The sequence below is a fragment of the Kitasatospora phosalacinea genome (assembly GCF_000717185.1).
In the GTDB taxonomy this organism is placed as follows: domain Bacteria; phylum Actinomycetota; class Actinomycetes; order Streptomycetales; family Streptomycetaceae; genus Kitasatospora; species Kitasatospora phosalacinea_A.
This window is the reverse complement of the sequence record NZ_JNYE01000011.1, coordinates 73,097-97,563: the sequence shown is the minus strand read 5'-3', so window position 1 is coordinate 97,563 and position 24,467 is coordinate 73,097. Positions and strand designations below refer to the sequence as shown.

General features: G+C 71.2%; 36 protein-coding genes, 1 tRNA gene and 1 pseudogene. 28 read left to right on the top strand and 10 right to left on the bottom strand.

Features of this window, described 5'->3' with window-relative positions; genetic code table 11:
• Positions 1-662 (top strand): SDR family oxidoreductase (locus tag OO57_RS06965; protein WP_033251400.1); only part of this gene is annotated, 662 nt, incomplete at its 5' end.
• 80 nt (positions 663-742) lie between these two features.
• Here OO57_RS06965 and OO57_RS06960 read toward each other — a convergent pair.
• Positions 743-1,588 carry an NAD(P)H-binding protein gene (locus OO57_RS06960; RefSeq protein ID WP_033251399.1) on the bottom strand — a complete coding sequence of 282 codons (846 nt, stop codon included), beginning with the start codon at positions 1,586-1,588 and terminating at the stop codon, positions 743-745.
• A gap of 227 nt (positions 1,589-1,815) precedes the next feature.
• Here OO57_RS06960 and OO57_RS06955 point away from each other — a divergent pair, with 227 nt between their 5' ends.
• Positions 1,816-2,214: a winged helix-turn-helix transcriptional regulator gene (locus OO57_RS06955; RefSeq protein WP_033251398.1), complete on the top strand. Its 399-nt coding sequence runs from the start codon at positions 1,816-1,818 to the stop codon at positions 2,212-2,214.
• A 77-nt stretch (positions 2,215-2,291) separates the two neighbouring features.
• Here the strand turns inward: OO57_RS06955 and OO57_RS06950 are convergent.
• A tRNA-Thr gene (locus tag OO57_RS06950) sits at positions 2,292-2,365 on the bottom strand.
• Positions 2,366-2,486: 121 nt separating this feature from the next.
• A pseudogene (locus OO57_RS40750) lies at positions 2,487-2,720 on the bottom strand (LysE family transporter); the annotation flags it as partial.
• 43 nt (positions 2,721-2,763) lie between these two features.
• On the opposite strand from OO57_RS40750, the gene OO57_RS38360 reads away from it, so the two are divergent.
• A complete protein-coding gene (locus OO57_RS38360) occupies positions 2,764-4,491 on the top strand; it encodes a recombinase family protein (RefSeq protein WP_035789669.1) in 1,728 nt (575 codons plus the stop codon).
• Positions 4,492-4,549: 58 nt separating this feature from the next.
• Here OO57_RS38360 and OO57_RS06940 read toward each other — a convergent pair whose 3' ends face one another.
• Entirely contained in the window at positions 4,550-4,738 is a 189-nt protein-coding gene (locus OO57_RS06940; RefSeq protein WP_033251397.1) for a hypothetical protein, read from the bottom strand.
• Between the two features lie 118 nt (positions 4,739-4,856).
• On the bottom strand, positions 4,857-5,249 hold the full coding sequence (locus tag OO57_RS06935) for a hypothetical protein (RefSeq protein ID WP_033251396.1): 393 nt from the start codon (positions 5,247-5,249) through the stop codon (positions 4,857-4,859).
• A 212-nt stretch (positions 5,250-5,461) separates the two neighbouring features.
• On the opposite strand from OO57_RS06935, the gene OO57_RS43635 reads away from it, so the two are divergent.
• The 11 genes from OO57_RS43635 to OO57_RS06880 all read left to right on the top strand — a co-directional run bounded on the left by OO57_RS43635 (position 5,462) and on the right by OO57_RS06880 (position 10,594).
• Positions 5,462-5,653 carry a hypothetical protein gene (locus tag OO57_RS43635; protein ID WP_158715043.1) on the top strand — a complete coding sequence of 64 codons (192 nt, stop codon included), beginning with the start codon at positions 5,462-5,464 and terminating at the stop codon, positions 5,651-5,653.
• Entirely contained in the window at positions 5,650-5,949 is a 300-nt protein-coding gene (locus tag OO57_RS06930; RefSeq protein WP_033251395.1) for a hypothetical protein, read from the top strand. Before OO57_RS43635 ends, OO57_RS06930 begins: the two co-directional genes overlap by 4 nt.
• Positions 5,946-6,377 carry a hypothetical protein gene (locus tag OO57_RS06925; protein WP_033251394.1) on the top strand — a complete coding sequence of 144 codons (432 nt, stop codon included), beginning with the start codon at positions 5,946-5,948 and terminating at the stop codon, positions 6,375-6,377. Before OO57_RS06930 ends, OO57_RS06925 begins: the two co-directional genes overlap by 4 nt.
• The gene (locus tag OO57_RS06920) at positions 6,374-6,565 is read left to right on the top strand and encodes a hypothetical protein (RefSeq protein WP_033251393.1); all 192 of its coding nucleotides are present in this window, start codon (positions 6,374-6,376) and stop codon (positions 6,563-6,565) included. Before OO57_RS06925 ends, OO57_RS06920 begins: the two co-directional genes overlap by 4 nt.
• Positions 6,562-6,750 (top strand): hypothetical protein, encoded by a 189-nt coding sequence (locus tag OO57_RS42275; RefSeq protein WP_033251392.1) that lies wholly within the window; start codon positions 6,562-6,564, stop codon positions 6,748-6,750. Before OO57_RS06920 ends, OO57_RS42275 begins: the two co-directional genes overlap by 4 nt.
• Positions 6,751-6,892: 142 nt before the next feature.
• Complete coding sequence (locus OO57_RS39185; RefSeq protein WP_051776769.1) at positions 6,893-7,822, top strand: hypothetical protein; 930 nt, start codon at positions 6,893-6,895, stop codon at positions 7,820-7,822.
• Positions 7,819-8,499 (top strand): hypothetical protein, encoded by a 681-nt coding sequence (locus tag OO57_RS06900; protein ID WP_033251391.1) that lies wholly within the window; start codon positions 7,819-7,821, stop codon positions 8,497-8,499. Before OO57_RS39185 ends, OO57_RS06900 begins: the two co-directional genes overlap by 4 nt.
• Entirely contained in the window at positions 8,496-8,942 is a 447-nt protein-coding gene (locus OO57_RS06895; protein ID WP_033251390.1) for a hypothetical protein, read from the top strand. Before OO57_RS06900 ends, OO57_RS06895 begins: the two co-directional genes overlap by 4 nt.
• Positions 8,943-9,019: 77 nt before the next feature.
• Complete coding sequence (locus tag OO57_RS06890) at positions 9,020-9,232, top strand: hypothetical protein (protein ID WP_158715042.1); 213 nt, start codon at positions 9,020-9,022, stop codon at positions 9,230-9,232.
• Complete coding sequence (locus OO57_RS06885; RefSeq protein WP_033251388.1) at positions 9,229-9,672, top strand: hypothetical protein; 444 nt, start codon at positions 9,229-9,231, stop codon at positions 9,670-9,672. Before OO57_RS06890 ends, OO57_RS06885 begins: the two co-directional genes overlap by 4 nt.
• An 85-nt stretch (positions 9,673-9,757) precedes the next feature.
• On the top strand, positions 9,758-10,594 hold the full coding sequence (locus OO57_RS06880) for a hypothetical protein (RefSeq protein ID WP_033251387.1): 837 nt from the start codon (positions 9,758-9,760) through the stop codon (positions 10,592-10,594).
• A 662-nt stretch (positions 10,595-11,256) separates the two neighbouring features.
• Here OO57_RS06880 and OO57_RS06875 read toward each other — a convergent pair.
• Both OO57_RS06875 and OO57_RS06870 read right to left on the bottom strand, forming a co-directional pair.
• Entirely contained in the window at positions 11,257-11,643 is a 387-nt protein-coding gene (locus OO57_RS06875; protein WP_158715041.1) for a hypothetical protein, read from the bottom strand.
• A 155-nt stretch (positions 11,644-11,798) separates the two neighbouring features.
• The gene (locus tag OO57_RS06870) at positions 11,799-12,386 is read right to left on the bottom strand and encodes a hypothetical protein (RefSeq protein WP_158715040.1); all 588 of its coding nucleotides are present in this window, start codon (positions 12,384-12,386) and stop codon (positions 11,799-11,801) included.
• A 64-nt stretch (positions 12,387-12,450) separates the two neighbouring features.
• Here OO57_RS06870 and OO57_RS06865 point away from each other — a divergent pair, with 64 nt between their 5' ends.
• Genes OO57_RS06865 through OO57_RS06855 form a run of 3 tightly spaced genes read left to right on the top strand, consistent with a single transcriptional unit; the run spans position 12,451 to position 15,685 of the window.
• Positions 12,451-12,966 carry a helix-turn-helix domain-containing protein gene (locus tag OO57_RS06865; RefSeq protein WP_033251384.1) on the top strand — a complete coding sequence of 172 codons (516 nt, stop codon included), beginning with the start codon at positions 12,451-12,453 and terminating at the stop codon, positions 12,964-12,966.
• Between the two features lie 3 nt (positions 12,967-12,969).
• On the top strand, positions 12,970-14,226 hold the full coding sequence (locus OO57_RS06860; protein ID WP_033251383.1) for a PBSX family phage terminase large subunit: 1,257 nt from the start codon (positions 12,970-12,972) through the stop codon (positions 14,224-14,226).
• A complete protein-coding gene (locus OO57_RS06855) occupies positions 14,213-15,685 on the top strand; it encodes a phage portal protein (protein ID WP_033251382.1) in 1,473 nt (490 codons plus the stop codon). The genes OO57_RS06860 and OO57_RS06855 overlap by 14 nt, the downstream gene beginning before the upstream one ends.
• Here the strand turns inward: OO57_RS06855 and OO57_RS43630 are convergent.
• Positions 15,673-16,515, bottom strand: coding sequence for a hypothetical protein (locus OO57_RS43630; RefSeq protein ID WP_158715039.1), 843 nt, complete (start codon positions 16,513-16,515; stop codon positions 15,673-15,675). The two genes, OO57_RS06855 and OO57_RS43630, sit on opposite strands and share 13 nt — an antisense overlap.
• Positions 16,516-16,639: 124 nt before the next feature.
• Between OO57_RS43630 and OO57_RS38355 the strand changes: the two genes are divergently transcribed.
• Complete coding sequence (locus OO57_RS38355; RefSeq protein ID WP_035789666.1) at positions 16,640-18,874, top strand: phage minor capsid protein; 2,235 nt, start codon at positions 16,640-16,642, stop codon at positions 18,872-18,874.
• A 10-nt stretch (positions 18,875-18,884) separates the two neighbouring features.
• The gene (locus OO57_RS44595) at positions 18,885-19,055 is read left to right on the top strand and encodes an Rmf/CrpP fold protein (RefSeq protein WP_199811215.1); all 171 of its coding nucleotides are present in this window, start codon (positions 18,885-18,887) and stop codon (positions 19,053-19,055) included.
• A 39-nt stretch (positions 19,056-19,094) separates the two neighbouring features.
• On the opposite strand, the gene OO57_RS06845 is transcribed toward OO57_RS44595, so the two are convergent.
• Positions 19,095-19,298: a hypothetical protein gene (locus tag OO57_RS06845; RefSeq protein WP_033251381.1), complete on the bottom strand. Its 204-nt coding sequence runs from the start codon at positions 19,296-19,298 to the stop codon at positions 19,095-19,097.
• A gap of 167 nt (positions 19,299-19,465) precedes the next feature.
• Here OO57_RS06845 and OO57_RS44590 point away from each other — a divergent pair, with 167 nt between their 5' ends.
• From OO57_RS44590 to OO57_RS06815, 6 genes are read left to right on the top strand one after another with little or no spacing between them, the layout of a single operon-like run.
• Positions 19,466-20,161: a hypothetical protein gene (locus tag OO57_RS44590; RefSeq protein ID WP_033251380.1), complete on the top strand. Its 696-nt coding sequence runs from the start codon at positions 19,466-19,468 to the stop codon at positions 20,159-20,161.
• 20 nt (positions 20,162-20,181) lie between these two features.
• On the top strand, positions 20,182-21,192 hold the full coding sequence (locus OO57_RS06835) for a major capsid protein (protein WP_033251379.1): 1,011 nt from the start codon (positions 20,182-20,184) through the stop codon (positions 21,190-21,192).
• A complete protein-coding gene (locus OO57_RS06830; RefSeq protein ID WP_033251378.1) occupies positions 21,192-21,401 on the top strand; it encodes a hypothetical protein in 210 nt (69 codons plus the stop codon). Before OO57_RS06835 ends, OO57_RS06830 begins: the two co-directional genes overlap by 1 nt.
• A 12-nt stretch (positions 21,402-21,413) precedes the next feature.
• The gene (locus OO57_RS06825; protein WP_033251420.1) at positions 21,414-21,797 is read left to right on the top strand and encodes a hypothetical protein; all 384 of its coding nucleotides are present in this window, start codon (positions 21,414-21,416) and stop codon (positions 21,795-21,797) included.
• Positions 21,794-22,114, top strand: coding sequence for a hypothetical protein (locus OO57_RS06820; protein WP_033251377.1), 321 nt, complete (start codon positions 21,794-21,796; stop codon positions 22,112-22,114). The genes OO57_RS06825 and OO57_RS06820 overlap by 4 nt, the downstream gene beginning before the upstream one ends.
• On the top strand, positions 22,111-22,464 hold the full coding sequence (locus tag OO57_RS06815) for a minor capsid protein (RefSeq protein WP_033251376.1): 354 nt from the start codon (positions 22,111-22,113) through the stop codon (positions 22,462-22,464). Before OO57_RS06820 ends, OO57_RS06815 begins: the two co-directional genes overlap by 4 nt.
• Here OO57_RS06815 and OO57_RS06810 read toward each other — a convergent pair whose 3' ends face one another.
• A complete protein-coding gene (locus OO57_RS06810) occupies positions 22,465-22,695 on the bottom strand; it encodes a hypothetical protein (protein ID WP_158715038.1) in 231 nt (76 codons plus the stop codon).
• 91 nt (positions 22,696-22,786) lie between these two features.
• Between OO57_RS06810 and OO57_RS06805 the strand changes: the two genes are divergently transcribed.
• From OO57_RS06805 to OO57_RS06795, 3 genes are read left to right on the top strand one after another with little or no spacing between them, the layout of a single operon-like run.
• A complete protein-coding gene (locus tag OO57_RS06805; protein WP_234337243.1) occupies positions 22,787-23,236 on the top strand; it encodes a minor capsid protein in 450 nt (149 codons plus the stop codon).
• Between the two features lie 10 nt (positions 23,237-23,246).
• Positions 23,247-23,735: a phage tail tube protein gene (locus OO57_RS06800; protein ID WP_033251374.1), complete on the top strand. Its 489-nt coding sequence runs from the start codon at positions 23,247-23,249 to the stop codon at positions 23,733-23,735.
• Positions 23,732-24,232 carry a hypothetical protein gene (locus OO57_RS06795; RefSeq protein WP_033251418.1) on the top strand — a complete coding sequence of 167 codons (501 nt, stop codon included), beginning with the start codon at positions 23,732-23,734 and terminating at the stop codon, positions 24,230-24,232. The genes OO57_RS06800 and OO57_RS06795 overlap by 4 nt, the downstream gene beginning before the upstream one ends.
• Positions 24,233-24,467 lie beyond the last annotated feature (235 nt).

The window sequence follows — 24,467 nt, the reverse complement described above, 5'->3', positions numbered from 1 at the left end:
CCGCAATCCCCACCGCCCCCGCCACCACCCGCTGGCACACCGGCGACCTCACCACCGGCACCGGCCTGGACGAGGCGCTGACCGGCATCGACGCAGTGATCCACTGCGCGAGCGACCCGCGCCACCCGGGGAACGACCTGCCCGCCTTCCGCCACCTGCTGGACGCCGCCCGGCGGGCCGGCGTCCGGCACCTCGTCAACATCTCGATCGTCGGCGTCGACCGGATCCCGATGCGCTACTACCGGATCAAGCTCCGGGGCGAGGAGCTCCTCGCCGCGTCCGGTCTCGGCTGGAGCAACCTGCGCGCCACCCAGTTCCCCCAGCTCCTCGACGGCATGCTCGGCCCGCTCGCCAAGCTCCCCCTCCTCCCCATGGTCTCCCGCACCCCCGTCCAGCCCGTCCACCCGGCCGAGGTCGCCGCCCGCCTGGTCGGCCTCGCCCTCGGCGACCCGGTCGGCCACGCCCCCGACTTCGCCGGACCCGAGACCCGCCTCGCCACCGACCTCGCCGCCGACTGGCTCCGCGCCGACGGCCGCCACCGCCGGGTCCTGCCCGTCCACCTCCCCGGCCGCGCCGGCCGGGCCCTGCGCGCGGGCGCCCTCACCGCACCGCAGAACGCGTACGGCAGCCGCACCTGGGCGGAGTACCTCGCGGAGCGGTGAGCCACGGGCAGCCTCCGCCCACCGGGCGCCCCGCCCGCCGGAGCGCCGCCCACCTGAGCCCCCGCCCGCCTGGGCGCCGCCTACCGGAACGCCCCTCGCGCGTCCCGCGCCCAGTCCGCGAAGCTCCGGGCCGGGCGGCCGAGGACGCGCTCGACGTCCGGGGCGGGCTGCTGCTCCTCGGGGAGCGGCGTGCCGAGGATGTCGAGGGTGCCGTCGATGACCTCCTCGGGCATGAAGCGGGCCAGGTGGGCGCGGGCCTGCTCGCGGCTGATCTCCACGAACTCGACCGTCTCGCCGAGGACTTCACCGAGCACGGCCGCCTGCCGACGGGGCGTGATCCCCTCGGGCCCGGTGAGGACGTACACCTGCCCGTGGTGCCCGTCCTCGCGCAGCGCGGCCGCGGCGACCGCCGCCAGGTCCGCCGGGTCGACGACCGGGAGGGCGACGTCCGCGAACGGCGCGTGCACCGTGCGCCGCGCCCGGACGCCCTCCGCCCAGGCGTACGCGTTGGAGGCGAACCCCCCGGCCCGCAGCACGGTGTGCTCCAGCCCGCTCTCCCGGAGCGCCCGTTCGAACTCGCGGAGCCGGGCGTGCGAGGACGCGTCCGGCCTGGTCCCGTTGATCTGCGAGGAGAGCAGGACGACCCGCCGCACACCGGCCTCCCGAACGAGGTCGAACAGCTCCGCCGCGGGGGCGCCGGGCCCGTTGAGCTCCCCGCCCAGCAGCAGGAACAGCGCGTCCGCCCCCTTCAGCACGGGGCCGAGGCTCGCGAAGTCCGCAAGGTCGGCGACCGCGTGGACGACCCCCTCCGGCAAGCCCTCGGACGGCACCCGGCGGGAGACGGCGGTGACCCGCTCCCCCGCCCCGGCGAGCAGCGAGACCAGCGGACGGCCGACGTTCCCGGTGGCACCAGTGACGACGATCATGAACGTGCTCCTCAATCCAGCGGGACTCAAGTCCCGTTCTGCGGAAGCCCTTTCGGCTACGTCCACGACGCTAGCATCACAAAGATATTAGGTACCTACAGGAAACCGACCCCGCCCTCCGCCCCGCCCGCACCCCGCCCCGACAGCTCCGTCACCCGTCCCCGGCCAGGCGCCATCCTGGATAAAGTGGGTACCCGGAGGAAAGCGACCCGCGAGAGGGCGGACCCATGGCCACGCAGCACCCACCCGCGCCGCACGACAGCACCGCCGACGACGCCCCCGCACAGGCCTGCCCGGTCACACCGGTGCTCGACATCGTGTTCAGCCGCTGGACGACGCCGATCCTGTGGACCCTCCACCACTACGGTCGGCAGCGCTTCGTCGAACTGAACCGGAACGTCGGCACCATCACCGCGAAGGTCCTCACCCAACGCCTGCGCCAACTGGAGCGCGACGGCCTGGTCGTCCGCACCTACCACCCGGAGGTACCGCCCCGGGTCGAGTACGAGATCAGCGAACTGGGCCTCAGCCTGGCCCCCCTGTTCGCCGCCCTCACCAACTGGTCCGAAGAACACCTGCCCGAAGTCGAACGCGCCCGCACCGCCTTCGACGCAGCCAACACCTGACCCGCCCCGCACCGTCCCCGCAAGCCAGGGAAAGCAAAAGGCCCAAGCCGCGAACCACGCGACCTGGGCCTTCTCTGAGCCGCCTATGGGATTCGAACCCATGACCTACGCATTACGAGTGCGTTGCTCTGGCCAACTGAGCTAAGGCGGCACCGCTGCCGGTCACCCGGCCCGTGAGGGCAAGGGTCGCATCGGCAACGCGCGCCAGTCTACACAGTTTCCGGAGGTGATCCGTACGCGGCGGCCAGGCGGGTGCGGGCGGGGCCGGGAGGTCAGGCGGAGGAGACGGCGAGCTTGGCGGCGAAGCCGGCGAAGAGGACGGCGACGGAGGAGGTGAGGCCGGCGGAGAGGCGCTTGCGGCGGCGGAAGGCGTTGGCGAGCGTGGTGCCGGTGAAGATCAGCAGGGAGAGGTAGAGGAAGGAGAAGGCCTGCAGGACGCCGCCGAGGAGGGCGAAGGAGATGACGGGGGCGCCGTAGGAGGGGTCGACGAACTGGGTGAAGAAGGTATCCCCGAGTTAGACATAATCGTCTGACACGAAGGGGGCTGGCATGAGCCTGGAGACGTTCGCGGGCACGCGCGACCCGCACCGGCCGTACGCAGGACTGCGGGGTGGCCTGTACGCCCGCAAGAGCGAGTACCGCGGCAAGAAGAACAGCCGTAAGCGGTCGGTCGCGGAGCAGCTCACTGCCGGACGAGGGGACGCTGACCGGCTGGGCGTCCAGATCGGGGAGCAGGGAGAGTACGTCGACGACGGCGTCTCGGCTTCGCGTCACGCGGCGAACCGGGAGCGCGGCGACTTCGAGCGGCTGCTCGACGATATCGAGCACAAGCGGCTCGACATCGTGTTCGCGTGGGCGTCGACGCGACTGCAGCGAGACCTTGCGGTCTACGTCCGACTTCGTGATGCGTGTGCTGCCGCTGGGGTGCTGTGGTGCTACGGCGGCAAGGTCTACGACCTGTCGAACAAGGACGACCGGTTCCGGACCGGCCTCGATGCGCTGGTCGGCGAGCGCGAGGTCGACGAGCTGCGCGACAACGTGATGCGTGCGCTGCGGTCGAACGCCCTGGCCGGCCGGCCGCAGGGGCGGGCGCCGTACGGGTACCGGCGGGTGTACGACGAGAAGACGGGCGCGTACCTCCGGACGGAGCTTGAGCCTGCTAAGGCGGAGATCGTCAAGGAGATCTGCGAGAGGGTCGCGGCGGGTCAGGCTTACGTCACGATCGCCGGTGACCTGAACGCCCGGGGGGTGACTCCGCCTACCGAGTTCTGGTCGTCGAAGCAGGTTGAGCGGGTCGCGTGGATGCCGGTTGGCGAGCACCCCGAGCACGCGGAGATCAGGGCCGAGGTGGTCCGGCGGTTCGCCGAGTCGGAGCTGCCGACCACGGAGATTGCCAAGGAGATTGCCCGGGACTTCAACGAGCGTGAGGTGCCTTTGATCATGGCGCGCTGGTATCCCGCGACGATCACCCAATTCGCCAGCGACCCGCGCTACTTGGGCGTCCGCACCCACCACGGCGTAGCCACGAACACGGAGGCTTGGCCGCGGATCACCGATCCGTCGACTCACGCCCAGTGCCTTGCCGTGATCGACAAGCGCCGCAAGGGAAAGACGTACAACACCCGACCCGGGCGCGCGAAGTACCTCCTGCCCGGCAACGCGGTGTGCGACGACTGCAGCGCCCCCCTGTTCTCCGGGGTGAACGGATCGAAGAAGACCGCCACGCGCCAGGGTACGAGGAAGCGGCGCCTGAACTGCATGACCCCTGGCGTCGACGGCAAGAAGGGGTATCACGTCAGCTTCGACATGGAGCTCGCCGACGACCACGTGAAAAACGAACTGTTCGACTGGCTCGCGTCGCCTGGGTTCATAGAGGCGTACGTGAAGAACGATGACGAGCGGGCCGGCAAGGTTGCCGACGCTGAGGGCGAGATCAAGGTTCTGACTACGCGGTTGGAGTCGTTCAAGCAGAGCGCGATCAACGGCGCGATCAGCGCTGAGTCATTCGCGGCGATCGAGGCCGGCATCCTGCCCAAGATCGCGGAGGCTGAGAAGACCGTCCGGAGCCTGAGCGTCCCGTCGGTGGTTCGCGGGATAGCTGGCGCGACGCGCGAGGAGATCGAAGCGGCCTGGGAGGAGATCGACCTTCCGCAGCAGCGGCTCATCGTAGAGACCCTGCTCGACGTTCGGATCAAGCCCGTCGGTCGCGGGGTCAAGCCGGAGTCTGCAGCACCCTACGTGTCGGTCCGCCCGCGGAGACTGGTTGCGGCGAGCTAGGGAAAAGGTTGGGCCGCACAGCGTTTGCTGTGCGGCCCGTTGCCTACCCAGGAACATCTCACCGGCTATCTCCGTCCGATGCGCTCTCCGGGCCTTGGCCGGCAAGCCCGTTCAGCGCCGTTTCGATGGCGGCGGCGCCGGTCGGCGTGATGTGGCGGTCGTCGACCGCGAGCACGAGGTGCTCAGCGGTGGCGCGGACGACGGCCGGCGCGCCGGTGTCGAGTCGGACGCGAGTGACGGTGATCATGCAGGTTCCCCTCCTTGCGGGCAGGTCGCAGCCCTCGATTCGCAACTGTGTACGAATCGAGGGCCACACAGTACCCCCGGGGAACAGCGCAGGTCACGCCTGTTCCTCTACCGCTTCGTCACTGTCCGGATACAGAACCGGATGCCCAGCCACGCAGCAGTTCCTCGACCTTCGGCATGTCCGATCGGCGCAGTCCGGGCACGTGCGCGACCACGACGGCGGCCTGCTCGTCACTGGCCCCGAACGGGTCGTCGGCGACGAGGCCGATGTACTGCTCAGCCGCCGCGAGCTGCACCTCGCGCTCGCTCTTGCCGACCGCCGCGGCGACCGCTCTGACGATCCAGGGCGAGATTTTGACCGCCTCACCATGGGCGATCTTCCACAGAGTGTTGTGGGTCAGTGCCTGTTGGGTCTGCGGGTCGATGGCCTTCTCGGCGAGCAGCCGGTACGTCATGCCCTCGCCTGCGACAGCGTCGCGCACCAGGTCGGCGAACGGTGTTGACTCCCACATTGTTTCTCATCCCCGTTCTTGTCTCGTTACGCGAACATGCTCATTGAAGCGCACATGCACCCCGTTTCACCACCCGGGATATGCGTTGACGGTCACTCTCGGCCGACCTAGCGTTGCTCCTGTCTCGAAACAGAGACAGGTTCGACGCGCTGAACTGTGGGTTCCTCCGCTCCTCCTGTCTCTGTTCTGAAACAGAACCAGCAGGGGGAGCGATGTCCAACACCACTACGGCCGACCTGTCCGCACCGCCCCAGGCGTGGCCTGATCCCAGCACTGATCAGGTGTCCCTGATCGCCCGCATTCTCGCGCCGCACATCCATCGAGCCCGGGCGGAGCAGCGTGCCGTCGAACAGACTCCCGCCGCATCGGCCCGCCGGTCCCGTACCGAACGGATCGCGGCATGAGCGCCGCACCGGTCGAGTTCCTCGGCCCGCCGCCTCCTGCTGAGACCAAGCACGGCCGCATCGCCAGCGCACTGCAGAACCGTCCGGGCGAGTGGGCGGTTGTCCAGCGTGCGACCAGCATCAGCCGAGCGTCCTCCGCTGCACAGGCAATCCGCTCGGCAAAGCTGGCTGCCTACGGGCCGGCGGGCGCCTTTCAGGCCGTCGCCCGCACCGTGCAGACCGGCCGGACCGCCGAGCACCGGGTCTACGCCCGGTTCGTCGGCCGGCGCTCGCCGGTGGTCGGGGGTGGCTCGTGATCCGGGCCCACCTTCACCCGGACCGGCACACGGTGCGGCTCGACGTCACCGACGCTGCCGAGCGGCTGCTCGACGAGGTCGCGGTCGCGTTCGTCGAGGACGAGCAGCACGTCGCGGCGCTGCTGCGCGAGCTCGCCGCGGCGGCCGGCCACGCCCGATCCCGGGCGGCCGACCCGGACGCCCCCGATCACGTGGTCGACCACGCCCGGGGCGCCCGGGACGCTGTCCGGGAGCGCATCCGCCGCTCGCTGCGGGCCTCCCTGCACCGGGCCCGGTCCGGGGTGGCCGGCCTGCTGCCGGCCCTCGACGAGCTGCTCGCCGTTGATCTCACCTACCGCCGCGCGCTGGACCTTGGCGAGCAGCTTGGCGAGCTGGCCCTCGAAACCGTGGCCGGGCGCCGGGCGGCCGAGCGGCAGGTGCGGCCGTGAACACCCACCAGCAGGCACCCGGGCGCGGGCTGCACCTGGCCGCCGCGGTCGCGGCCGTGGACGTCGAGGACGTCCGGCGGGCGTGGCGGGCGGCGCAGGCTGCCGGCGAACCGCGGTGGTACCTCGACCTGATCGCCCGTGTCGGGCGGCGGCGGGCCGGCGGCGAGTTGTCGAGGGCGGTCGCGTGAGGAGCCCGACCGCCGTCGAGGACGTCGTCGAGGTGCCGCTGCAGCTCACCATCGACGGCAGCGCGCACCCGTACCCGACCCGCACCGTCCCGGTTCGCCGGCGGCGCCGCCGGCCGCGGCCGGTCGTCGAGGACCGGCCGGCCCCCGGGCCCGGTCAGCTCGACGGACTCGGCACCGACGGGTGAGCCCGCTGCGCGCCGCCGGCCGCATGCCGTGCGGCCGACCCGCCCGCCCGTACCCGTGCGGCCCCCGCTGCGACCGGCACTCCCCCGCCACCGTCGCCGGCCACCCCGAACCACCCAGCACCCCACTAAGGACAGACGAGCCGTGACGTGGTTCAAGATCGACGACACCGCCTACTCACACCCGAAGGTGATCACCGCGGGCAACGCCGCGTTGGGCCTGTGGCTGCGCTGCGGCGCCTACGCCGCCCAACACCTGACCGAGGGCCGTATCCCCGGCGTGATCGCCGGCATGTTCGGCACGGCTCCACAGGCCGCGCGGCTCGTGCGGGCCGGCCTGTGGCACGCGGCCGAACACACCTGCCCGCGCTGCCCGGTCGTGCCCGCGGGCGACTTCCTGATGCACGACTTCCTGCGCTACAACCCGTCCCGGGCGAGCGTCGAGGGCACCCGGCAGCGGGAAGCCGACCGCAAGCGAACCGGACGCAAAACGCAGCGGACGCGCCGCGAACAGCCGGCCGATCCACCGCCGTTCGGCGCCGATCCGGCCACGGACAGAGACGATTCCGGCCCGGATTCCTCCCCGAATTCTGGCGAAAGCGCAGGCCAGGGGCCCGCGTCCGGCCCGGACGGGGCGGGGGCGTCCGGGTGGTCCCGGCCCGACCCGACCCGACCCGGTGAGGGTGGCGGGGGCAGTAGTGAGAGTGCAGACCGTAGGGGGCTGCGCTCGACGAGCTCTCTCTGCGCTCTGCCCGCCGACTGGGAGCCCGACGACGCGCTGCTCGCCTGGGCCGCGGCGTCCGGGAACCTGCAGCGGCTCGGCCTCGACGGCATGGACGCCGCCACCGCGAAGTGGCGCACCTACCGGGGTGCGGGACCTGCTCGGACCGTGCAGCAGTGGCGGCTCGACTGGCAGCAGTGGATCACCAGGGAGAGGCCCGAGCAGCCTCCCGCCGGCCGCCGCCTGCAGGCCGTGCCCACCGGCGGCCCCACCCGCGCCGAGCAGCACGCCGCCGCCCTGCAGGCCGCCCTCGACCAGATGAACACCACCAGCAACCAGGAGGGCACCGCATGACCCCCGACGAGTGCGCCGCGCTGCTCGCCTACGTGGGCCGCCTTGACCCGCGCGCCGCCCAGCTCGACCCCGCGGAAGCGGCCGGCCAACTGTCCACCTGGTGTGAGCTGTTGCGTGACGTCCCCGCGACCGCCCCGGGCGGGTGGGATGCCGCGGCGACCGCCCGAACCCACATCACCACCTCGCCGTTCCCGATCCTTCCCGTCGATGTCGCCCGCCCCTGGGCCGCGCACCGCCGCGCCCTGATGGAGCGGCACACCGACCCGGCGCCGGCCATCGACCCGGACGACGTCGACGGCTACCGGGCCGCGATCTTGGCGCAGCGCACCGCGGTTGCCACCGGGCAGACCGCGCCGTCGACGTCGCGTCAGTTGACCGGCGGGCCGCACCCGAGCGTCGCCGGCCTGCTCGCCGGTCGAATGCTGCCGCCGGCCGCTGCGGACGCGCTCGCCCCGTACCGGCCGGTGCGGGCCGCCCGGGAGGCCGCCGCCGCGGCGGGCCGGCCGGACGCGCTCACCGTGGCGTGTGAGTGGTGCCGCGCGCGGGCGGGCGAACCCTGCCGGCGGCGCACCTACTCGCGCACCAACCGCGCCGGAACTTGGCACCGGCGCACCACCGCCCACCCGTGCCGGATCGAGGCGGCCGAGCGCGCCGCGGGTGCGGAGCGTGCCGCATGAGCGCCTACCGCCGCAGCAACCGCCCCCGCGACACCGGCAACCAGCGGGACCACCGGATCACCGCGACGTGGCCGGCCGGCCCCCGGCCGGTGCTGTTCAGCTCGCCCGACCGGCGCCGCTGCCTGCGCGTCGCCCGGCAGCTCGCCGACGCTGGCGCGGTCGTCCTGATCGAGGAACACCGCGGCGGGGGCGCGTGGCGCCTGCTGCAGCGCCTCGACGGGCCCGCGATCCTCCGGGGGCGCCGCGCCGCCGAGCAGTCCCTCGTTGAGACCGCCCGGCAGGTCGAGGCCGAGCGGCTCGCCGAGCAGGCCGACCGCCGGCAGGCCGCCGAGCGCGAGCGCCAGCTCGACGCCGTCGCGGCCGTCATGGTGCAGCCTCCCGTGCCCCGCGACGGGGGCAACCCGCGAGCCCGAACTGTCGCTCGCGGTAAGGGAATTCGTTGATTTCCACGCCGCGACCGGTCGATGCGCCCCCCATGCGCGCGGGTGTCCGCGCCCACCCTTCCGAAAGGTCACACCCCGTGTCCCTCCCCCCTCGCGTGCTCGTGCACGAGACCCGCGCCGCGCGGGTCCTGCCCGCACCGTCCCCCCTTCACGTCGTGGCCGAGACGCTCGACACCGTGCGCGCCGAGCTGCGCGCCGCGAGCCGCCCGGCCGCCGACGCCGCCGTGACGGTCGACGCCGCGGGCGCGCTCGTCGTCGAGTACGTCCTCGACCCGCGGGACGCCCAGTGAGCGCCCCCACCCCCGGCACCCGGCCGGACGTCGAGGCCCTGCTGTTCCTGGTCGCACAGGCCGAGCGCGGCCCGCTGCTGCCCATCGAGGCCGACCTGCTGCGCGAGGCCGTCCGCGACATGGACCGCTACCGCCGGTGGTGCGAGCAGTGGAGCGACCTACACATGCGGCTCAGGCGCACTGCCGCCCAGCGACTTCGGGCGCTACGGCGGGCGCTGGTGCGGGCGCAGCACGGGCGCGCCGTCGAGGCCGAGCTCGCCCGCGTGCGCGCCGAGCAGGTCCCGACCGACCCGCAGCAGTACGAGCAGCTGCTCGCCGCGCAGCTGCTCGACGGCTGGACCGTCGCCCGCGCCGCCGCCCGCCTCGACCCCGTCACCCGCCGACACCTGGCGGACGTGGTGGTGAACACCGCCAACACCACATCGGTTCCGGCCCCCTGAGACCGGCCCGGGCGCCCCCGTACCTCGACAGAGGGGCGCTCGGGCCACCAACTCACCATCCGCACAAGGACTTTGGAGAGCAACCGTGCACCCTTCCGCCCGCGTCCGCCGAGCGGTCGAGCAGCTGCGCACCGTGCGCAATTCCTGGGGCGCGCTGCTCGTCGCCATCGAGACCCCGCCCACCCCGGAGTGGCCACCCGCCCAGCTGTCCACCCACCTCGCCCGGCAGGCCGCCGACGAGGTCGAGCTGCTCGTCGCCGACCGGGTGCCGCTCACCCTGCGCCAGCACCCCGCGCCGGCGAACCTCGACGCGCTCGACGCCGCCGTGCGCGTCGAGACGCTGCTGTTCGACCTGGCGGACACGCTCGCTGCCGCCGTGCAGCGCCCCATCGGGGCCCGCCGCACCGCCGCCCCGGGCCGGCCCGCCGGCCGCACCCTCGACGAGGTCGACGCCGACGACCCGCGCCGCTGGACCTTCCGCAGCCTCACCGACCCGGGCAGCCGCCGGCACGGCCTGCACTGGGCCGCGGTGTGGGTCGAGGGCCGGCTGCTCGACGAGGACACCGACCCGGAGCAGCACGCCGGCGCCTACAGCCGCGGGCCCGCTCTGTTCGGCGTGCTGCCTGAGCACCTGCGGCACGAGGCCGTGCGGGTGGCCGGGCAGTGCGAGCGCTTCCTGCTCGCCGCCCTGCAGCTCGACGCCCGCTCGACCGCCATCGGCCGGCCGTGCCCGTGGTGCGCGGGCGAGCTCACCCTGCACACCGACCCCGACCACACCCCACAGGTCACCTGCGCCACCGGACCGACCTGCCCCGCCCCCACCGACACCAACGAGAACAAGCGACGCACGTGGCAAGGCGCCGAACTCGTCGCGCTGCTCGCGGACCTCGACAACCCGCCCGCCGCAGGCCGTGCGGCGTGAGCGAGCCGAAAGTGGCCACCAACCGGGGCCCAGGCGCATTGCTTGGGCCCGGCTGCCGGCCGGGGAAGTCGCCACGTCGCGCCGGACTACTTCCCGACCTCGGGCGAGGACTGCTCTGTTCCGAGAATGTGCCTCAGCTTCGCCACTCGGTCTCGTTCTTCACCAGTGAGGTCGTCCCGCTCAGGCTCCTCTGGACCATCTTCGAAGCCACGCCTGATGTCGTCCGCGAGCAGCGCTGCTGCCTGGTCAAGCTGTTCTGGACATGCCCCGGGAAACGAACGCGCAAGAAGCCTACGCGTCGTCTGTGCCAGCGTGGGCGGATCGCCCCTCTTGCCACGCCTCACTTTGCTCACGCTCCAAACGCTATGTTGCATCTTCCCCTACGCCTAGGGACAAAACAGGCAGCACTTGCCGCCTGCCTTGTGGACTCTGTGCATGTACTTAAGGGATGCCTTCAGTGCTTCCCACTCAGGCCTAGGCAGGGACGGAACTGGCGAACTACAGCGGAAGTTCTGGAAGAGCTTTTCAAAGTGATCTTGACTCCGGTCGCGAGCAAAGGTGCGGTGACATGCGCGGAAGCGCTGCACGATCTTTCTCTGGCGCTGCGCACCTTGGTTCTCAAGATCAGAAAGCAGGGGGATGATCGCTCGTCGGCGGGTCATCTAGAGATCCACCTTGTCCTGGTTGTACAGATTGGAGAGCTTCTGAGTGGCCGCGATTCCAGCCACGGCGCCGATGAAAGCAGGAATGATCCCCCAGCCGATCACCGCTGCGGCGCAGAGGAAGATGACACGCCACCCACAGGCCGCAAACGGTGTGGCGAAGCCGAGAGCCGACTCGAACGTTTGAACGAAAGATGTCAGCTTCCACGTGACGCCGAGCACGACCAAACACACACCGAGGGAGACGAGGGGCCCCTTGGTTGTGAGCCAGTACAACATCGGATAGTTGACCCTCGACCGCCAACGTCGCCTCGCGCCGGCACAGAGACCTTCTCCCATGCCAGAAATGTCCAACATGCCCCACTGCGTGACCAGCGCGACGTCCAAAGCAAGCCAAAGTTCACACGAACGGCTCAGGCCCCGAGGGTTGTCTCGTTACCACTTCGTGACCTATAGTTGGAGGTGCTTCCGGCGTGCCCGGAACTCCCTCCAGACCTACGGCCCATCACCTTCCTCCGGTGACGGGCCGATTCGCGTTGCAGCTATGCGGTCCTGTCGCCAGGAAGGTCCAGGCCATTGAGTTGCTGCAGAATGATCTCGCAGGATTCGATGTACCCCAACGCTGTCGCCGGCGTGAGACTGGTCGCCTCGTGTGCCACCTTCGCCCGGACACTCGCGAGTTGGGGAAGGAGAGCTGCGGCGTCAGCGCTCATTCCAAGTGGCACCAAGTCATCTAGTGCCTTGCGCGGGTTCACGTAGCGCACGTCAGAGCCATGAATCTCACGCATCAGCTGCTGGAATCGCTGGTCTACCGCTCGCCACGCGATCAGCACGGCCGCATCGGGTGAGGGTCCTACCAAGTCCCTTGCCTCTGTCAGCAGTTGCTCGGCAGTAATCGGCGCCGGCTCAGGAAGTGGCTCCGGCACCACTAGTGACTGTTGAGCGACTGCCTCAGCCGCCTCGTTCACCTTTCGCGCTTCTAGTTCCACCGTGCCAACAGGTGTCTCCAGCCGCGTCACGCGTGACGCTATCTCAGGAATCTGCCTCCTGACGATCCAGACCCCAAGCAAGACCACCAGAGGCCACAGAAGCACCCGCAGGTAGTCGAGAACCAGCCTTGCTATCTCCATGCGCACCATGCTGGACCAAGCAGCGGCCACAAGGCCCGACTTCTGCGATGGAGGTGGCAACCCGTTGAACAAGCTCATCGGCGACGATGACCGCGACGAGGTCCGCCGCCTGCATGCGGCGGGCCGGAGCCGGAACCAGATCGCCGCCGCGATCGGCCGGAGCAGCTCGACCGTGTCGAAGATCGCAGCTGATCTGGGCCTGCCGTTCACCGGCGGCGCACGGGTGGCGTCGGCGACCGCGGCGCGGCAGGAAGACCTCGCCGCGCTCCGCCGTGACCTGACGGCCCGTCTGTACCGGCGGGCCGCGGCGAACCTCGACCGGGTCGAGGCGACCGAGTACGTGCGGGTCGAGCTGCTGCCGACCGGCGACACGGTCGAGGTGATCAGCGATCACCCGCCGGCGCAGGACGAGCGGCACCACTCGCAGGCCATCGGCGGGTACCTGACCAGCGCGGCCCGGCTCGCCGAGATCGACGCCGGAACGTCGGGGCACGAGGTGCGCAGCATGCTGACCGACCTTGCGAAGGGGCTGCGCGCGGCGTTTGCCGACGAGCCCGAGGGGGCGGTCGACGGGGGGTGAGCCTTGCTCAACTCCCTTCCTCTGTCGCGCAAGCAGCTCCGGTCGGTGGCGCAGGCGCAGGCCCGGATCAACCTGTGGCACGGCGCGGTGCGCAGCGGAAAGACGGTGGCCTCGTTGCTGGCCTTCCTGCTGGCCGTGGCGGAGGCGCCGTCGTCCGGGCTGATCGTCATCGTCGGGCGCAGCCTGCAGACGATCGAGCGCAACGTGCTCGAACCCCTCACCGACCCCGCTCTGTTCGGACCGGTAGTGGCGCAGGTCCGGCACACCCGCGGTGCCACCACCGCGGTGGTGCTGGGCCGCACCGTGCACCTGATCGGCGCCGCGGACGCCCGGGCTGAGGGCCGCCTGCGCGGCCTGACCGCGTGCCTGGCCTACGTCGACGAGGCGACCCTGCTCCCCGAAGCGTTCTGGGTGCAGTTGCTCGCCCGCCTGTCCGTCCCCGGGGCGAAGCTGCTGGGGACGACGAACCCGGACAGCCCGCGCCACTGGCTCAAGGTCGGTTACCTCGACCGTGAGGACCAACTCGACCTGAAATCCTGGCACTTCGCGCTCGCCGACAACCCGTCCTTGGCGCCAGCGTACGTCGCTTCGCTGCGTGCCGAGTACGTCGGCCTGTGGCGGCGCCGGATGGTCGACGGTGCGTGGGTCGTCGCTGAGGGCGCGATCTACGACATGTGGGACGAGCAGCAGCACGTCGTTGACGACCTGCCGCCCATCGTGCGGCACTGGCTCGCCGTGGACTACGGCACCACGAACCCGTTCGCCGCCGTCCTGCTGGGGCTCGGCGACGACGACCGGCTCTACGCCTGCGCGGAGTGGCGCTACGACTCCCGCACCCGGCGTCGGCAGATGACCGATGCGCAGTACAGCGCCGCCCTGCGCGGCTGGCTGGACGCACTCGACGTCGAACCGGAGTGGACGTTCGTCGACCCGAGCGCCGCCTCGTTCCTCGCCCAGCTCTGGGAGGACGGGCACCCCGGCACGGCGCGGGCCCGGAACGACGTCCTCGACGGCATCCGCTCGACGTCGACCGTCCTCGACTGCGGCCTGCTGCGCGTTCACCGCTCGTGCGAGGGGCTGCTCGGCGAACTCCCCGGCTACTCCTGGGATGCGAGCGCCGCCGCGGCCGGCGAGGACAAGCCGATCAAGCGGGACGACCACTCGGCCGACGCGCTGCGGTACGTCGTCCACTCCACCGCCGCCGAGTGGCGGCACCTGGTGCCCGACCTGCTGCAGGAGGTGAACAGTGCCCCTGCCTGACAACAGCGCACCGTGGCCGCCCCGGCAGTGGGCGCCCGAGCTCGCCGACATGGCCATCGACGCCGCGTGGTACTCCGGCGACCGGCGCAAGCTCGCCGCCGTCCACCAGGGCGCCGCCGAGCACCGCGCCGACGGCCAGCGCCGCCTGTGGGGCCGCGGGCGCGCCCCCGCTCCGGGCCTGCGCGAGCAGCGGCTGCACATCCCGATGCCGGCCGACGTCGCCCGGAAGTCCGCCGCGCTGCTGTTCTCCGAACCGCCGCGGCTGACGGTGTCCGACACTGCGCTGCAGGACCGACTCGACGAGCTCACCGGCGACCGGGCCGCGCGCCTGCTGCTGGAGGCTGCCGAAGTGTCCGCCGCGCTCGGCGGGGTGTACCTGGTCACCGCGTGGGACGCCGAAATCGGCCCCCGCCCACTGCTCACCCACGTGCACGCCGACTGCGCGCTGCCGGAGTTCAGGTACGGCCACATGACCGCCGTGACGTTCTGGCAGGAACTCGACCGCTCCGGCGCAACCGTGCTGCGCCGCTTGGAGCGGCACGAGCGCGGCCGGATCGAGCACGGCCTGTACCTGGGCACCGGCGACAACTTGGGCCGGACGGTGCCGCTCACCGAGCACCCGAGCACGGCCGCCGTGGTCGACTCCCTCGGGCCGTCCGGCGCGATCGAGACCGGCATTCCGCTGCTGACCGCCGCCTACATGCCCAACATCGGGCCGAACCGGACCTTCCGCGGCTCGCCCCTGGGCCGCTCGGACCTGCAGGGCCCGGCCCGGGACCTGTGCGACGCCCTCGACGAGACGTGGTCGAGCTGGATGCGCGACATCAGGCTCGCCCGCGCCCGGCTGATCGTGCCCAAGGGCTACCTACGCGACCGCGGCCCCGGGATGGGCGCCGGATTCGACGAGGACCAAGAAGTCTGGTCGAGCCTCGACATCCCGCCGACCGAGGCCGGCGCGGGCATCACCATGAACCAGTTCGCCATCCGCGTCGAGGAGCACAAGTCGACCGCCGACGCGCTCGTGCGGCAAATCGTCGAGGCCGGCGGGTACAGCCCGCAGACCTTCGGACTCGACGGCGGGCCGGCCGCGACCGCAACGGAAGTCGAGGCCCGCGAGCACGACAGCATGGTGACCCGGCGAGCCAAGACCCGTTACGCCGCACCGGCGTTGGCGGACATCGTCGAGGCCATGCTGCAGCTCGACCGGGCGCTCGGCTTCTCCACCCTCACCCCGGAGCGGCCGACAGTCCTGTTCGGGCCGGCCGTCGCAGAAGACCCCGCCTCGACCGCGCAGACGCTGTCGCTGCTGGCGCAGGCTCAGGCGATCTCGACCGAGACCAAGGTGCGCCGCGTCCATCCGGACTGGGACGACGACGCCGTCGCGACCGAGGTCCAGCGCATCCACGCCGAGACCGGGCAGACCGTCCCCGATCTCAGCCCAATTCCTCATCTAATATAGAAGGACTTCCTCCCCTTGAGCGTCGAATCCGAATTCATCAACTGAGCAAAGAATTCAGAGAATACGGGAAGCTCATCGACGCCAGCCGCACACCCCTTCCAAAATAGAGCCAAAAGAACGTCTGCAACATAGCGCGCGATGGCGGCACAGAGAAAGGTGCCATGCTTTGCAATATACTCGGAATCCCTAGATTTCAGATATGCACCCCCTATCGTCTCCACCACCGATCCATCCTCACCAACCCCCCGCATAATCGCAGCACTTCCGATGGCCACATTAAGAAATTCCACCCTTGCAGAGTCGACTTCCAAGTATCGCACTGGACGCCCTTGCAGGATCGGCCCACCGACCTCCTTGTACCATCTGGCGATAGGGTCGATGTCTTTAACCTTTGGAGCTGCGGTGAGAGTATCGAGCCCGTGGTACCGGTCGAACTTGGCGAAATCGGCAAGGTTATCAATGGCTATGCCAGCAAGAGGGCCCGCCGGATATTCCCACCTCAAATCCACCGGGTCGACATCCTGTCGAACGCGATGAATCGCCAACAGCAGCTTGGCCAGGTCATGCCCGTAGGCTTTCTTGAAATCCGTCGACTCGGGAAACTTTCCCTCCCGAATCCTCTCGTCAACCAGAAGCGTCAGCTTCATTAGACGCTCAAGACCGATCGAATAGTTGAAGAATCCACCATAATAAAGGCCGGGATGGTCGCTATTTGCCTTCCTGAGGTAAGAGAGGCCGATTCCAATGGACTGCGCCGAAAGGCTGGCCTCTTGCGTCAAGAGCTGCCACTTCCGCCCCTGCCATGCCGGCATGCTCGCTTCTGCTGTCATGTAATCACTCCCTGATCGTCTGGCTCGGCGCGAGCCACACTTCTGCATCTTGCATGAAGTCGGTCACATGGTCGCAAGTGATTAGCGACGCAAGCAGTCGACGTGGTATCAGGAGGTGCGGCCTGTGCCCGTCTCCCCATGGATGGCCGAAGACCTGTCCGAGCGCGTCCGGGCCCTGTACGAGGACGCCGAACAGCGGCTGCTCGGCATCGTCGCCCGGCAGCTCACCGCCGGGTACGAGGCCCCGGGGTGGGCGGTGGCCAAGTTGGCGGACGTGCAGCCGCTGCGCCGCGCGGCGCAGGCGGTCGTCGACGCGCTCGGTACCGCCATGACCACCGAGGTACACGACGTGGTCGCGGAGGCGTACAACCGCGGCGCCCGCATGGGGCTCGCCGAGCTCGGCGCCTTGGCGGACGTCGACGCCGCCCGCATCGCGGAGTCGACCCCAGCCGGCCGCGCCGTCGACCGGCTCGCCGCCGAGACAGTCGAGTTGGTGACCGCCGCCCACCGCGGCATTCTGCGCGGCGTCGAGGACGGATACCGACAGGTCATCTCCGAGATCAGCGCGACCCCGCTACTGGGCATCGACACCCGCAGGCAGGCCAGCCAACGGGCCATGGAGCGGTTCGCCGACCGCGGCGTGCGCTCGTTCGTCGACCGCTCCGGCCGGCCCTGGCGCGTGACGTCGTACGTCGAGATGGCGGTACGAACCTCCGTCGGCCGTGCGGCAGTTGAAGCTCAGGGCGACCGGCTGCGCGCGGCCGGCGTCGACCTGGTCATCGTCTCCAACGCCCCGCGCGAGTGCCCGCTGTGCAAGCCCTGGGAGGGCAAACTCCTCTCCCTCGACGGGCCGGACGGGCGCCGCGAGGTCGAGGTCGAGCACGCCACCGTCGACGGCCGCATGCTGCGCGTGTGGGTCGCGGGCAGCGTCGACGAGGCCCGCCGCAGCGGCCTGCAGCACCCCAACTGCCGTCACTCGCTGAGTGCTTACACCCCGGGCGTGACGTCCATCGTCCCGCCGATGCGCTCGGACGGCACGGAGTACGAGGCCGGCCAGCGGCAGCGCGCGATCGAACGGCAGATCCGCAAGTACAAGGCGAGGGCCGCCGCGTCCCCCACCCCCGAAGGCAAGAAGGTGGCCGAGCAGCGGGTGCGGGAGTGGCAGGGCCGGATGCGCGACCACCTCGCCCAGCACCCGAACTTGAAGCGGCTGCGCTACCGGGAGCAGCCCGGGGCCGGCAACCTGCCGGAGGCCCGCGGGCCGATGGCGCCGGATGCGGTCGAGGCCGCGAAGGTGCGGGCCGGCGACCACCTCGCCCCGCGCGAGATGAGCGACGAGCAGCTCGGCGCCGCGATCCGGCACGGCAGTCTCGACGCACGCGACCGCGCCCGGATCGAGGCGGAGGCGAACCGGCGCGACGAGCAGCAGCTGCTCGACCGCGTCCGCCCCGGCGGCGGTCGGGTCGTTGCGGACCTGACCGGGTTCGGCGACGACGAGCTCGCCCGCGCTCTCCCGCTGCTCGACGACGAGGGGGTGTTGCGCGTGGCGGCCGAGATGGACCGCCGCGACGTCGACGCCGCGCTGCCCGGCGCCCGCCGCGACCTGATCGGCATGTCCGAGCAGCAGCTCGCCGAGCGGGCCCGGCACGCCGCCGGCGACGAGCTCGCCCAGCTCGCCGCCGAAGCGGACCGCCGGCAGCTGCTCGCCGCCACGTTCCCTGGCGGGCGGCTGCTGGCGGACCTGTCGGCGGTCGGCGACGAGGTACTCGGCTGGGCCGTGCGCTACGCCCGTCCCGACGAGGCCGTGCGGCTCGCCGCCGAGCTCGACCGCCGCTACCCCGTCGAGGCACCGGCCGCGCACGCCGGCCGCGGCATCGAGGCGCAGCTCGCCGACGAGGCGGCCCTCGACGAGGCGCTGCGCCCGGTGCCCGGCCCGGACGACTGGTCGCACCTGTACGCGGACACCCCGGAAGACCCGTACGCAGGGCTGAGCGCCGCCGAGCGGTGGCTCGCCGAACGTGAGGCGTTCGAGCAGGTCAACCGGGCCGCGTACACCCGCGAGCAGATCCGGGAGCAGTACGCCGACCACGTCTACCGGCAGTGGCTCGACGCCGAGGAGTGGTGCCGCGGCTACCTGCTCACCCGCAAGGCCGAGCACGACGGCGTCGACGCCCGATCGCTGTTCTCCGGGCCAGCGCACATCGCGTACGCACGGGCGTCCGAGGAACTCAAACGCTACTGGTCAGAAGTGGCACCGCGGTTGACGCTCGCCGAGTACAGTGAACAGCTGACCGGCATTCGCAGCGCCGCGGCGGACACCGCCCGCAAGGCCAAGAGCGACCGGCACAACAAGTTCTGAGGGGGACGCCGTGGGCTTCCGTGAGGACGCCGTCAACGCCACGCAGGCAGGCCAGCAGGCCGCCCGCGGTGGCCAGAGCGTCACCGCCTGCCCGTACGGCCGCGACGACCTGCTGCGTACCGCGTGGCTGCGCGGCTACCGGCAGGGCAGCGACCCCGCACTGATCAGCGACGAGAGCTGACAGCCGCAGGGGCCCGGCAACCGCTGGGCCCCTGCGCAACTACTTCTTATCCTCGCGGGCCTCCGTCCCCGACTGTGATCGCTTCGAGGTCAGCTTGAGCGTCCGATAGCGCATGCACTCGAACGCCAGACGCACGAGGTAGTAAATGACCTGGACGGCGTCGAGGTCATCAACCATGAGTATCAACTCCAGCTCAGCTTGCCCCTTCCCCCCTGTGAAGGGAGAAAGGGCGAACTTCGCCACCGCTGAGCGACACAGCGGTCCGCCGGGGACGCTTCGGCGGGAAGGGGTGTTCTGGTCCCGAGCCCATTTTAGCCAGGCACTTGACTGAGCGTCACTAGTTCATTGGGTCCGCTGGACGGGCCCCCTTTCGCATGCTCGCATCCCCGAAACGGAAGGGTTCAGCACCCATGCCCGCACTGCCCGTTCACCCCCGCACCGGCCTGCGCGCCGTCGGCCTGCGCCGCGACGGACGCCCGATCTGGCCCGTCCTGGGCGGCAGCGGCGACGGCGGGCCGCCCGCCCCGGCCGCCACCGACCCCACCTCCCCGGCGCCCGCCGCTCCCCCGTCTCCGCCCGCCGCTCCGCCGGCGCCCGCCCCGGCCGGCCCGACCGCCGAGCAGCTCGCCGACGCGCAGCGTCAGGCCACGGAGGCGACCGAGCAGCGCGACCAGCTGCAGGCCGCCCTCGACGCCATCCAACGGGCGATCAACCCGGACGCCGGCCCCGCCGCCGCCGACCCGGTGCAGCTCGCCGCCGCGGTGGCCGACCGCGACCGGCAGCTCGCCGACCAGGGCGAGCAGCTGCGCGCCGCGCGCGTCGAGCTCGCCGCCCACCAGGCCGCCACCGACGCCGGCGCCCGCCCCGACCGGCTGCTCAACAGCCGGGCGTTCGCCGCCACGCTCGCCAAGCTCGACCCGGACGGCGACCAGTTCGCCGACCAGCTGAGCGCCGCGATCACCGCCGCGGTCGACGCCGACCCCGACCTGTACCGCGCCGCCCTCGTTCGCCCGGCCCGCTCCGGTGGCGAGTTCCGCGGCTCCCCCCAGACCACCCCCCAGCCCGCCACGCTCGCGGACGCCATCGCCGCCCAGTTCAGCGGCTGACCACGAAGGAGGTACACCCCATGGCAATCACCCTGGCTGACGCGCAGCTGAACACCACGGACGCCGTCGACTTGAAGGTGATCGACGAGTTCCGGAAGTCCTCGTGGCTGCTGGACAATCTCAAGTTCGACACCGCCGTGAACCCGGCCGGTGGCGGCGCGACGCTGACCTACAACTACACCCGCGTCATCACCGAGCAGCCGGCGAGCTTCCGCAAGATCAATTTCGAGTACCCGAAGACCGCTGCCAAGCGTCAGCGGTACTCGGTCGACCTGGCCCCGCTGGGCGGTGCGTTCGAGATCGACCGCACGCTCGCCAACCTGGGCCCGGCCGCGTCCAACGAAGTCGCGTTCCAGATGACGCAGAAGGTCAAGAGCGCTTCGGCGTTCTTCTCCGACCAGGTCATCAACGGCCAGCGCGTCACCACCCCCGGCGACGAGGAAGGGTTCGACGGGCTCGACATCGCGCTCGCCGGTTCCTCTACCGAGATGGGCGCCGGCACCTCCGTCAACTGGACTGGCGCCGCGCTCGGCTCCGACAGCGGCAAGGCGAACGACGCCCTCGACCTGCTCGACGAGTTCCTGTCGCTGCTCGACGGCACCCCGAGCGCGCTGCTCGGAAACGCCCAGCTGATCGCGCGGATTCGCAGCCTGGCGCGCCGCGCTGGCTACTACACCCGCGCCGAGAACTCGTTCGGTCAGACGATCGAGTCGTACAACGGCATTGCCCTGGTCGACCTGGGCGCGAAGTCGGGCAGCGCCGACCCCGTGATCCCGATCGAGTCCCGCGACGTCGACGGCGCCGGCGCCGGTGGGCAGATCACCGGCCTGTCGGACCTGTACGCGGTGCGCCTGGACGTCGACGGCTTCCACGGGGTGTCGACCACCGGTAACGCCCTCGTGCGGCAGTGGCTGCCCAACTTCGACTCCGCGGGCGCCGTCAAGGTCGGCGAGGTCGAGCTCGGCCCGGTCGCGGTCGTGCTCAAGGCGACCCGGGCCGCGGCCGTCCTGCGCAACGTCAAGGTGCGCTGATGGCCTACGCGATCACGTCCCCGACCAGCGGGGAACACCGGTCCGTCGCCGGCGTCCACTTCGCCGACGGGCACGCCACCGTCGACGAGCTGTCCGCCGGCGCCCGGCTGTACTTCCAGCGGCACGGCTACACCGTCGAGCAGCTCGACGACCCGGCCGCCACTGCCCCGCCCGCCCCGGCCAAGGGGCGCGGCACCGGCACGAAGTAGAAGGGGGTGGCCGTGGGCACCTACGCCACCCCCGAGCAGCTCGCCGCCTACACCGGCAAGCCCGCCCCGGCCGACGCCGAGCGGCTGCTCGCCCGCGCGTCCGCCGACATCGACGACGCGCTGCTGACCGCCTGCTACCCCGTCACCTCCACCGGCGCCCCCGCCGACCCCGCGCACGCGCAGGCCCTCGCCGACGCCGCGTGCGCGCAGGTCGAGTACCTGCTCGCCGCGGGCGAGGACGGCACCGGCGCATCGGCCCGCTGGTTATCCGTCTCCGCCGGATCGGTCAGCCTGTCGGCGAACAGCTCGTTGCCGACCGCGCTCGACCTGGCGCCCCGCGCGCTGCGCGAGCTGCAGCGGGCCGGCCTGACCGGGCACGGGGTGCACGAGTGGTGACCCGCATACCGGCGTGGCTGCTGCGCCACCGGATCACCATCGAGCGGTACCGGGGTGACTCGGCGTACGGGCCGCTGTACGACCCGCCCGACGAGGACGTGCCCGCGCTGGTCTCGGAAACGATCCGCCTCGTACGGGCCCCGGACGGGCGGCAGGTCGTCAGCTCGGCGCAGCTGCTGCTCGACCTCGACACCGACGTGCCCGCCGGCTCCCGCATCACCCTGCCGTCGGGCCGCACAACGGTCCCGATCAGCATCGCCACCGTCGACGCCCCGGGCCTGCCCGTGCCCGCACACCGGGAGGTGAGCGCCGAGTGAGTCCGCAGCGATCCCGCGTCACCTGGACCGGCGACGTCGTCCTGCGCGCCGAACGGGCGGGCGCCGCCCGGGGGTTGCTCGCCGCGGCCGAGCACGTCCTGCAGCGTTCCCGGCAGCTGGTGCCGATCGAAGAGGGCACCCTCGAACGCTCGGGCGTCGCGTCCGTCGACGAGCAGCAGCTGACCGCCGCCGTTTCCTACGACACCCCCTACGCCGTGCGCGTCCACGAGGACATGACCGCCCGACACGACCCCGGCCGCAGCGCGAAGTACCTCGAACGCCCCTTGTCCGAAGAGTCCGGGACGGTCGAACAGATCATCGCTGCCGCAGTGCGGCGCGTCTTGCGGTAGCTACTTCTTGGGCGGGTTGCCCTCGTGACCCCATCGCGTAGCCCAGTAGCGATCCCGCACCGGAATGTACGCATTCCACGCCTGCTGGGCCTCACCTTCCGCAGCCCGCAGCGCAGCCGAGATCTCCGGGGGCTGGCCCACTCCAAGCGGTTCGACGCTCCCGCGCAACGCCTCGACGGCCGAGTGCGCCTTGCTGGTCCGATCCAGCGCCGCGCGGTAGTCGGCCTCCAACTGCTCAAAGCTCCCAGAGCTCATCTGTCCATCGCTTTCTACGGGTTGGGCCTCCGAAGATAGCCCGCAGCCAGCCGGTAGGCGACCTCGCTTGCCAGCACGCCACCGCGGAGGTGCCCCCATCACTGACCCTCTCGACGGACTCGCCCGATATCTGCACGCCGCCGGCCTGCTCGTCTACGACCCGACCGGCGCGGCCGGCGACTGCTTCGCCGAGACGATGCCGACCGCACCCGACCGCGCGGTGCAGCTCACCCTCTACGGTGCCGGCGAGCCGGACCCGCTGAACGGGTGGGACGAGCGGTCGCTGCAGGTGCGGGTGCGCGGCACTGCCGACCCCCGTATCTCCCGCACCCGCGCGGAAGCGATCTTCTCCGCCCTGCACGGGCTCGCCGGCGTCGAACTCCCCGGCGGGCTCTGGCTGGTGCTGTGCATCGCGCAGCAGACCCCGTACCCGCTCGGCGTCGACTCTGCCGGCCGGCACGAGCACGTCGTGAACCTCCGCCTCGACATCGAGGCCACCAACCCCCGACCTTTCTAGGAGGTGACCTATGCCCACCTCCACCGCACCCCGGCCGATCGACGCCCGCGGGTGGATCTTCGAGGTGCAGGACATCACAGCCGAACCCGAGACGTGGCTGCCGATCCGGCTGCTGAACTCGTTCACTCACAACCCCGGTGAGAACGAGGAAACCGAGGACATCACCGCGTTCGACGACGACGGCTACTACTCGCAGGACGTCATGCAGCGCGGCGCGACCATCGCCCTGGAGTCCAAGTTCGCGGCCGACAAGACCGGCCAGCAGGACGCCGGCCAGGCGTACATCGACGGCGAGTGGGCGAACCGGCTGGGTGCCGACTCCCACAACCCGGTGCGCTGGCGCCACAAGAGCCAGACCACGTGGGTGCTGTGGGACGCCACTGTGACCCCGGGCGAGCAGGGCGGCGGGACCAACGAGAAGACGAGTTGGTCGGCCACCATCACCCGGTGCGGCAAGCCCGGCACGGCGCCGGTCGCGGCGGGCGGGGGTGGCGCGTGAGCCTCGACGACGATCTCGACCTCGACCAGGTCGACCACTTCGCCGGCGTCTCCGTCGACGTCGCGGACTTCGATGCGTTCTTCGCCGAGCAGCGCCAGAGCGGGAGCGGCGGCGTGCCGCTGCGCCTGTACGGGCGTACCTACCGGCTGCCCAAGTCCATGCCGCTGCTGTTCTCTCTGCAGATGGAGCGGCTGCAGCACTCCGAGAACCCCGACGACGTCCGCATGATCCTGCGGACCCTGGTCGGCGAGGACGCCCTCGACCACTGGGCGGAGAACGGCATGGACGACCGTGAGTTCGGCATCGTGCTGATCTGGTCGGCCGCGAACGTCCGCTCCCCCGGCTCCGTCTCCATGCAGCGGGCAGCCGCCCTGTACGACGAGCAGTCCGCGGCGAAGGCCCGGGGAAAAGCCGCTCCGGCGCCGGCGCCGAACCGGGCGGCGCGCCGGAAGAAGCCGAAGAAGAAGGGCCGGGCGGCTTCTGGTCGGCCGTCCTGACGCACTGGGCGGCGGTCGAGTCCGACCTCGCCCGCACCTACCACCTGAGCGCCGAGCAGATCGCCGGCCTGACCGAGCGCCGGTTCGTGACGTTGCTCGGCGGGCTCGACGAGCACTCCCGGTTCCGCGACCTGTGGAGCCGCACTCCCCGCGTGGTCGATGACCCCGCGGACATCGCCGCGATCACCGGCCTACCTGCCGGAACGTAGCGAGCTGCATCAAGCCGAACACCACG

Coding starts and splice junctions, on each gene's coding strand:
- OO57_RS06960 (WP_033251399.1), bottom strand. CDS start 1,588: ATGATCGTCGTCACTGGTGCCACCGGGAACGTCGGCCGTCCGCTGGTC.
- OO57_RS06955 (WP_033251398.1), top strand. CDS start 1,816: ATGGCCACGCAGCACCCACCCGCGCCGCACGACAGCACCGCCGACGAC.
- OO57_RS38360 (WP_035789669.1), top strand. CDS start 2,764: ATGAGCCTGGAGACGTTCGCGGGCACGCGCGACCCGCACCGGCCGTAC.
- OO57_RS06940 (WP_033251397.1), bottom strand. CDS start 4,738: ATGATCACCGTCACTCGCGTCCGACTCGACACCGGCGCGCCGGCCGTC.
- OO57_RS06935 (WP_033251396.1), bottom strand. CDS start 5,249: ATGTGGGAGTCAACACCGTTCGCCGACCTGGTGCGCGACGCTGTCGCA.
- OO57_RS43635 (WP_158715043.1), top strand. CDS start 5,462: ATGTCCAACACCACTACGGCCGACCTGTCCGCACCGCCCCAGGCGTGG.
- OO57_RS06930 (WP_033251395.1), top strand. CDS start 5,650: ATGAGCGCCGCACCGGTCGAGTTCCTCGGCCCGCCGCCTCCTGCTGAG.
- OO57_RS06900 (WP_033251391.1), top strand. CDS start 7,819: ATGACCCCCGACGAGTGCGCCGCGCTGCTCGCCTACGTGGGCCGCCTT.
- OO57_RS06895 (WP_033251390.1), top strand. CDS start 8,496: ATGAGCGCCTACCGCCGCAGCAACCGCCCCCGCGACACCGGCAACCAG.
- OO57_RS06870 (WP_158715040.1), bottom strand. CDS start 12,386: ATGGAGATAGCAAGGCTGGTTCTCGACTACCTGCGGGTGCTTCTGTGG.
- OO57_RS43630 (WP_158715039.1), bottom strand. CDS start 16,515: ATGACAGCAGAAGCGAGCATGCCGGCATGGCAGGGGCGGAAGTGGCAG.
- OO57_RS44590 (WP_033251380.1), top strand. CDS start 19,466: ATGCCCGCACTGCCCGTTCACCCCCGCACCGGCCTGCGCGCCGTCGGC.
- OO57_RS06835 (WP_033251379.1), top strand. CDS start 20,182: ATGGCAATCACCCTGGCTGACGCGCAGCTGAACACCACGGACGCCGTC.
- OO57_RS06830 (WP_033251378.1), top strand. CDS start 21,192: ATGGCCTACGCGATCACGTCCCCGACCAGCGGGGAACACCGGTCCGTC.
- OO57_RS06800 (WP_033251374.1), top strand. CDS start 23,247: ATGCCCACCTCCACCGCACCCCGGCCGATCGACGCCCGCGGGTGGATC.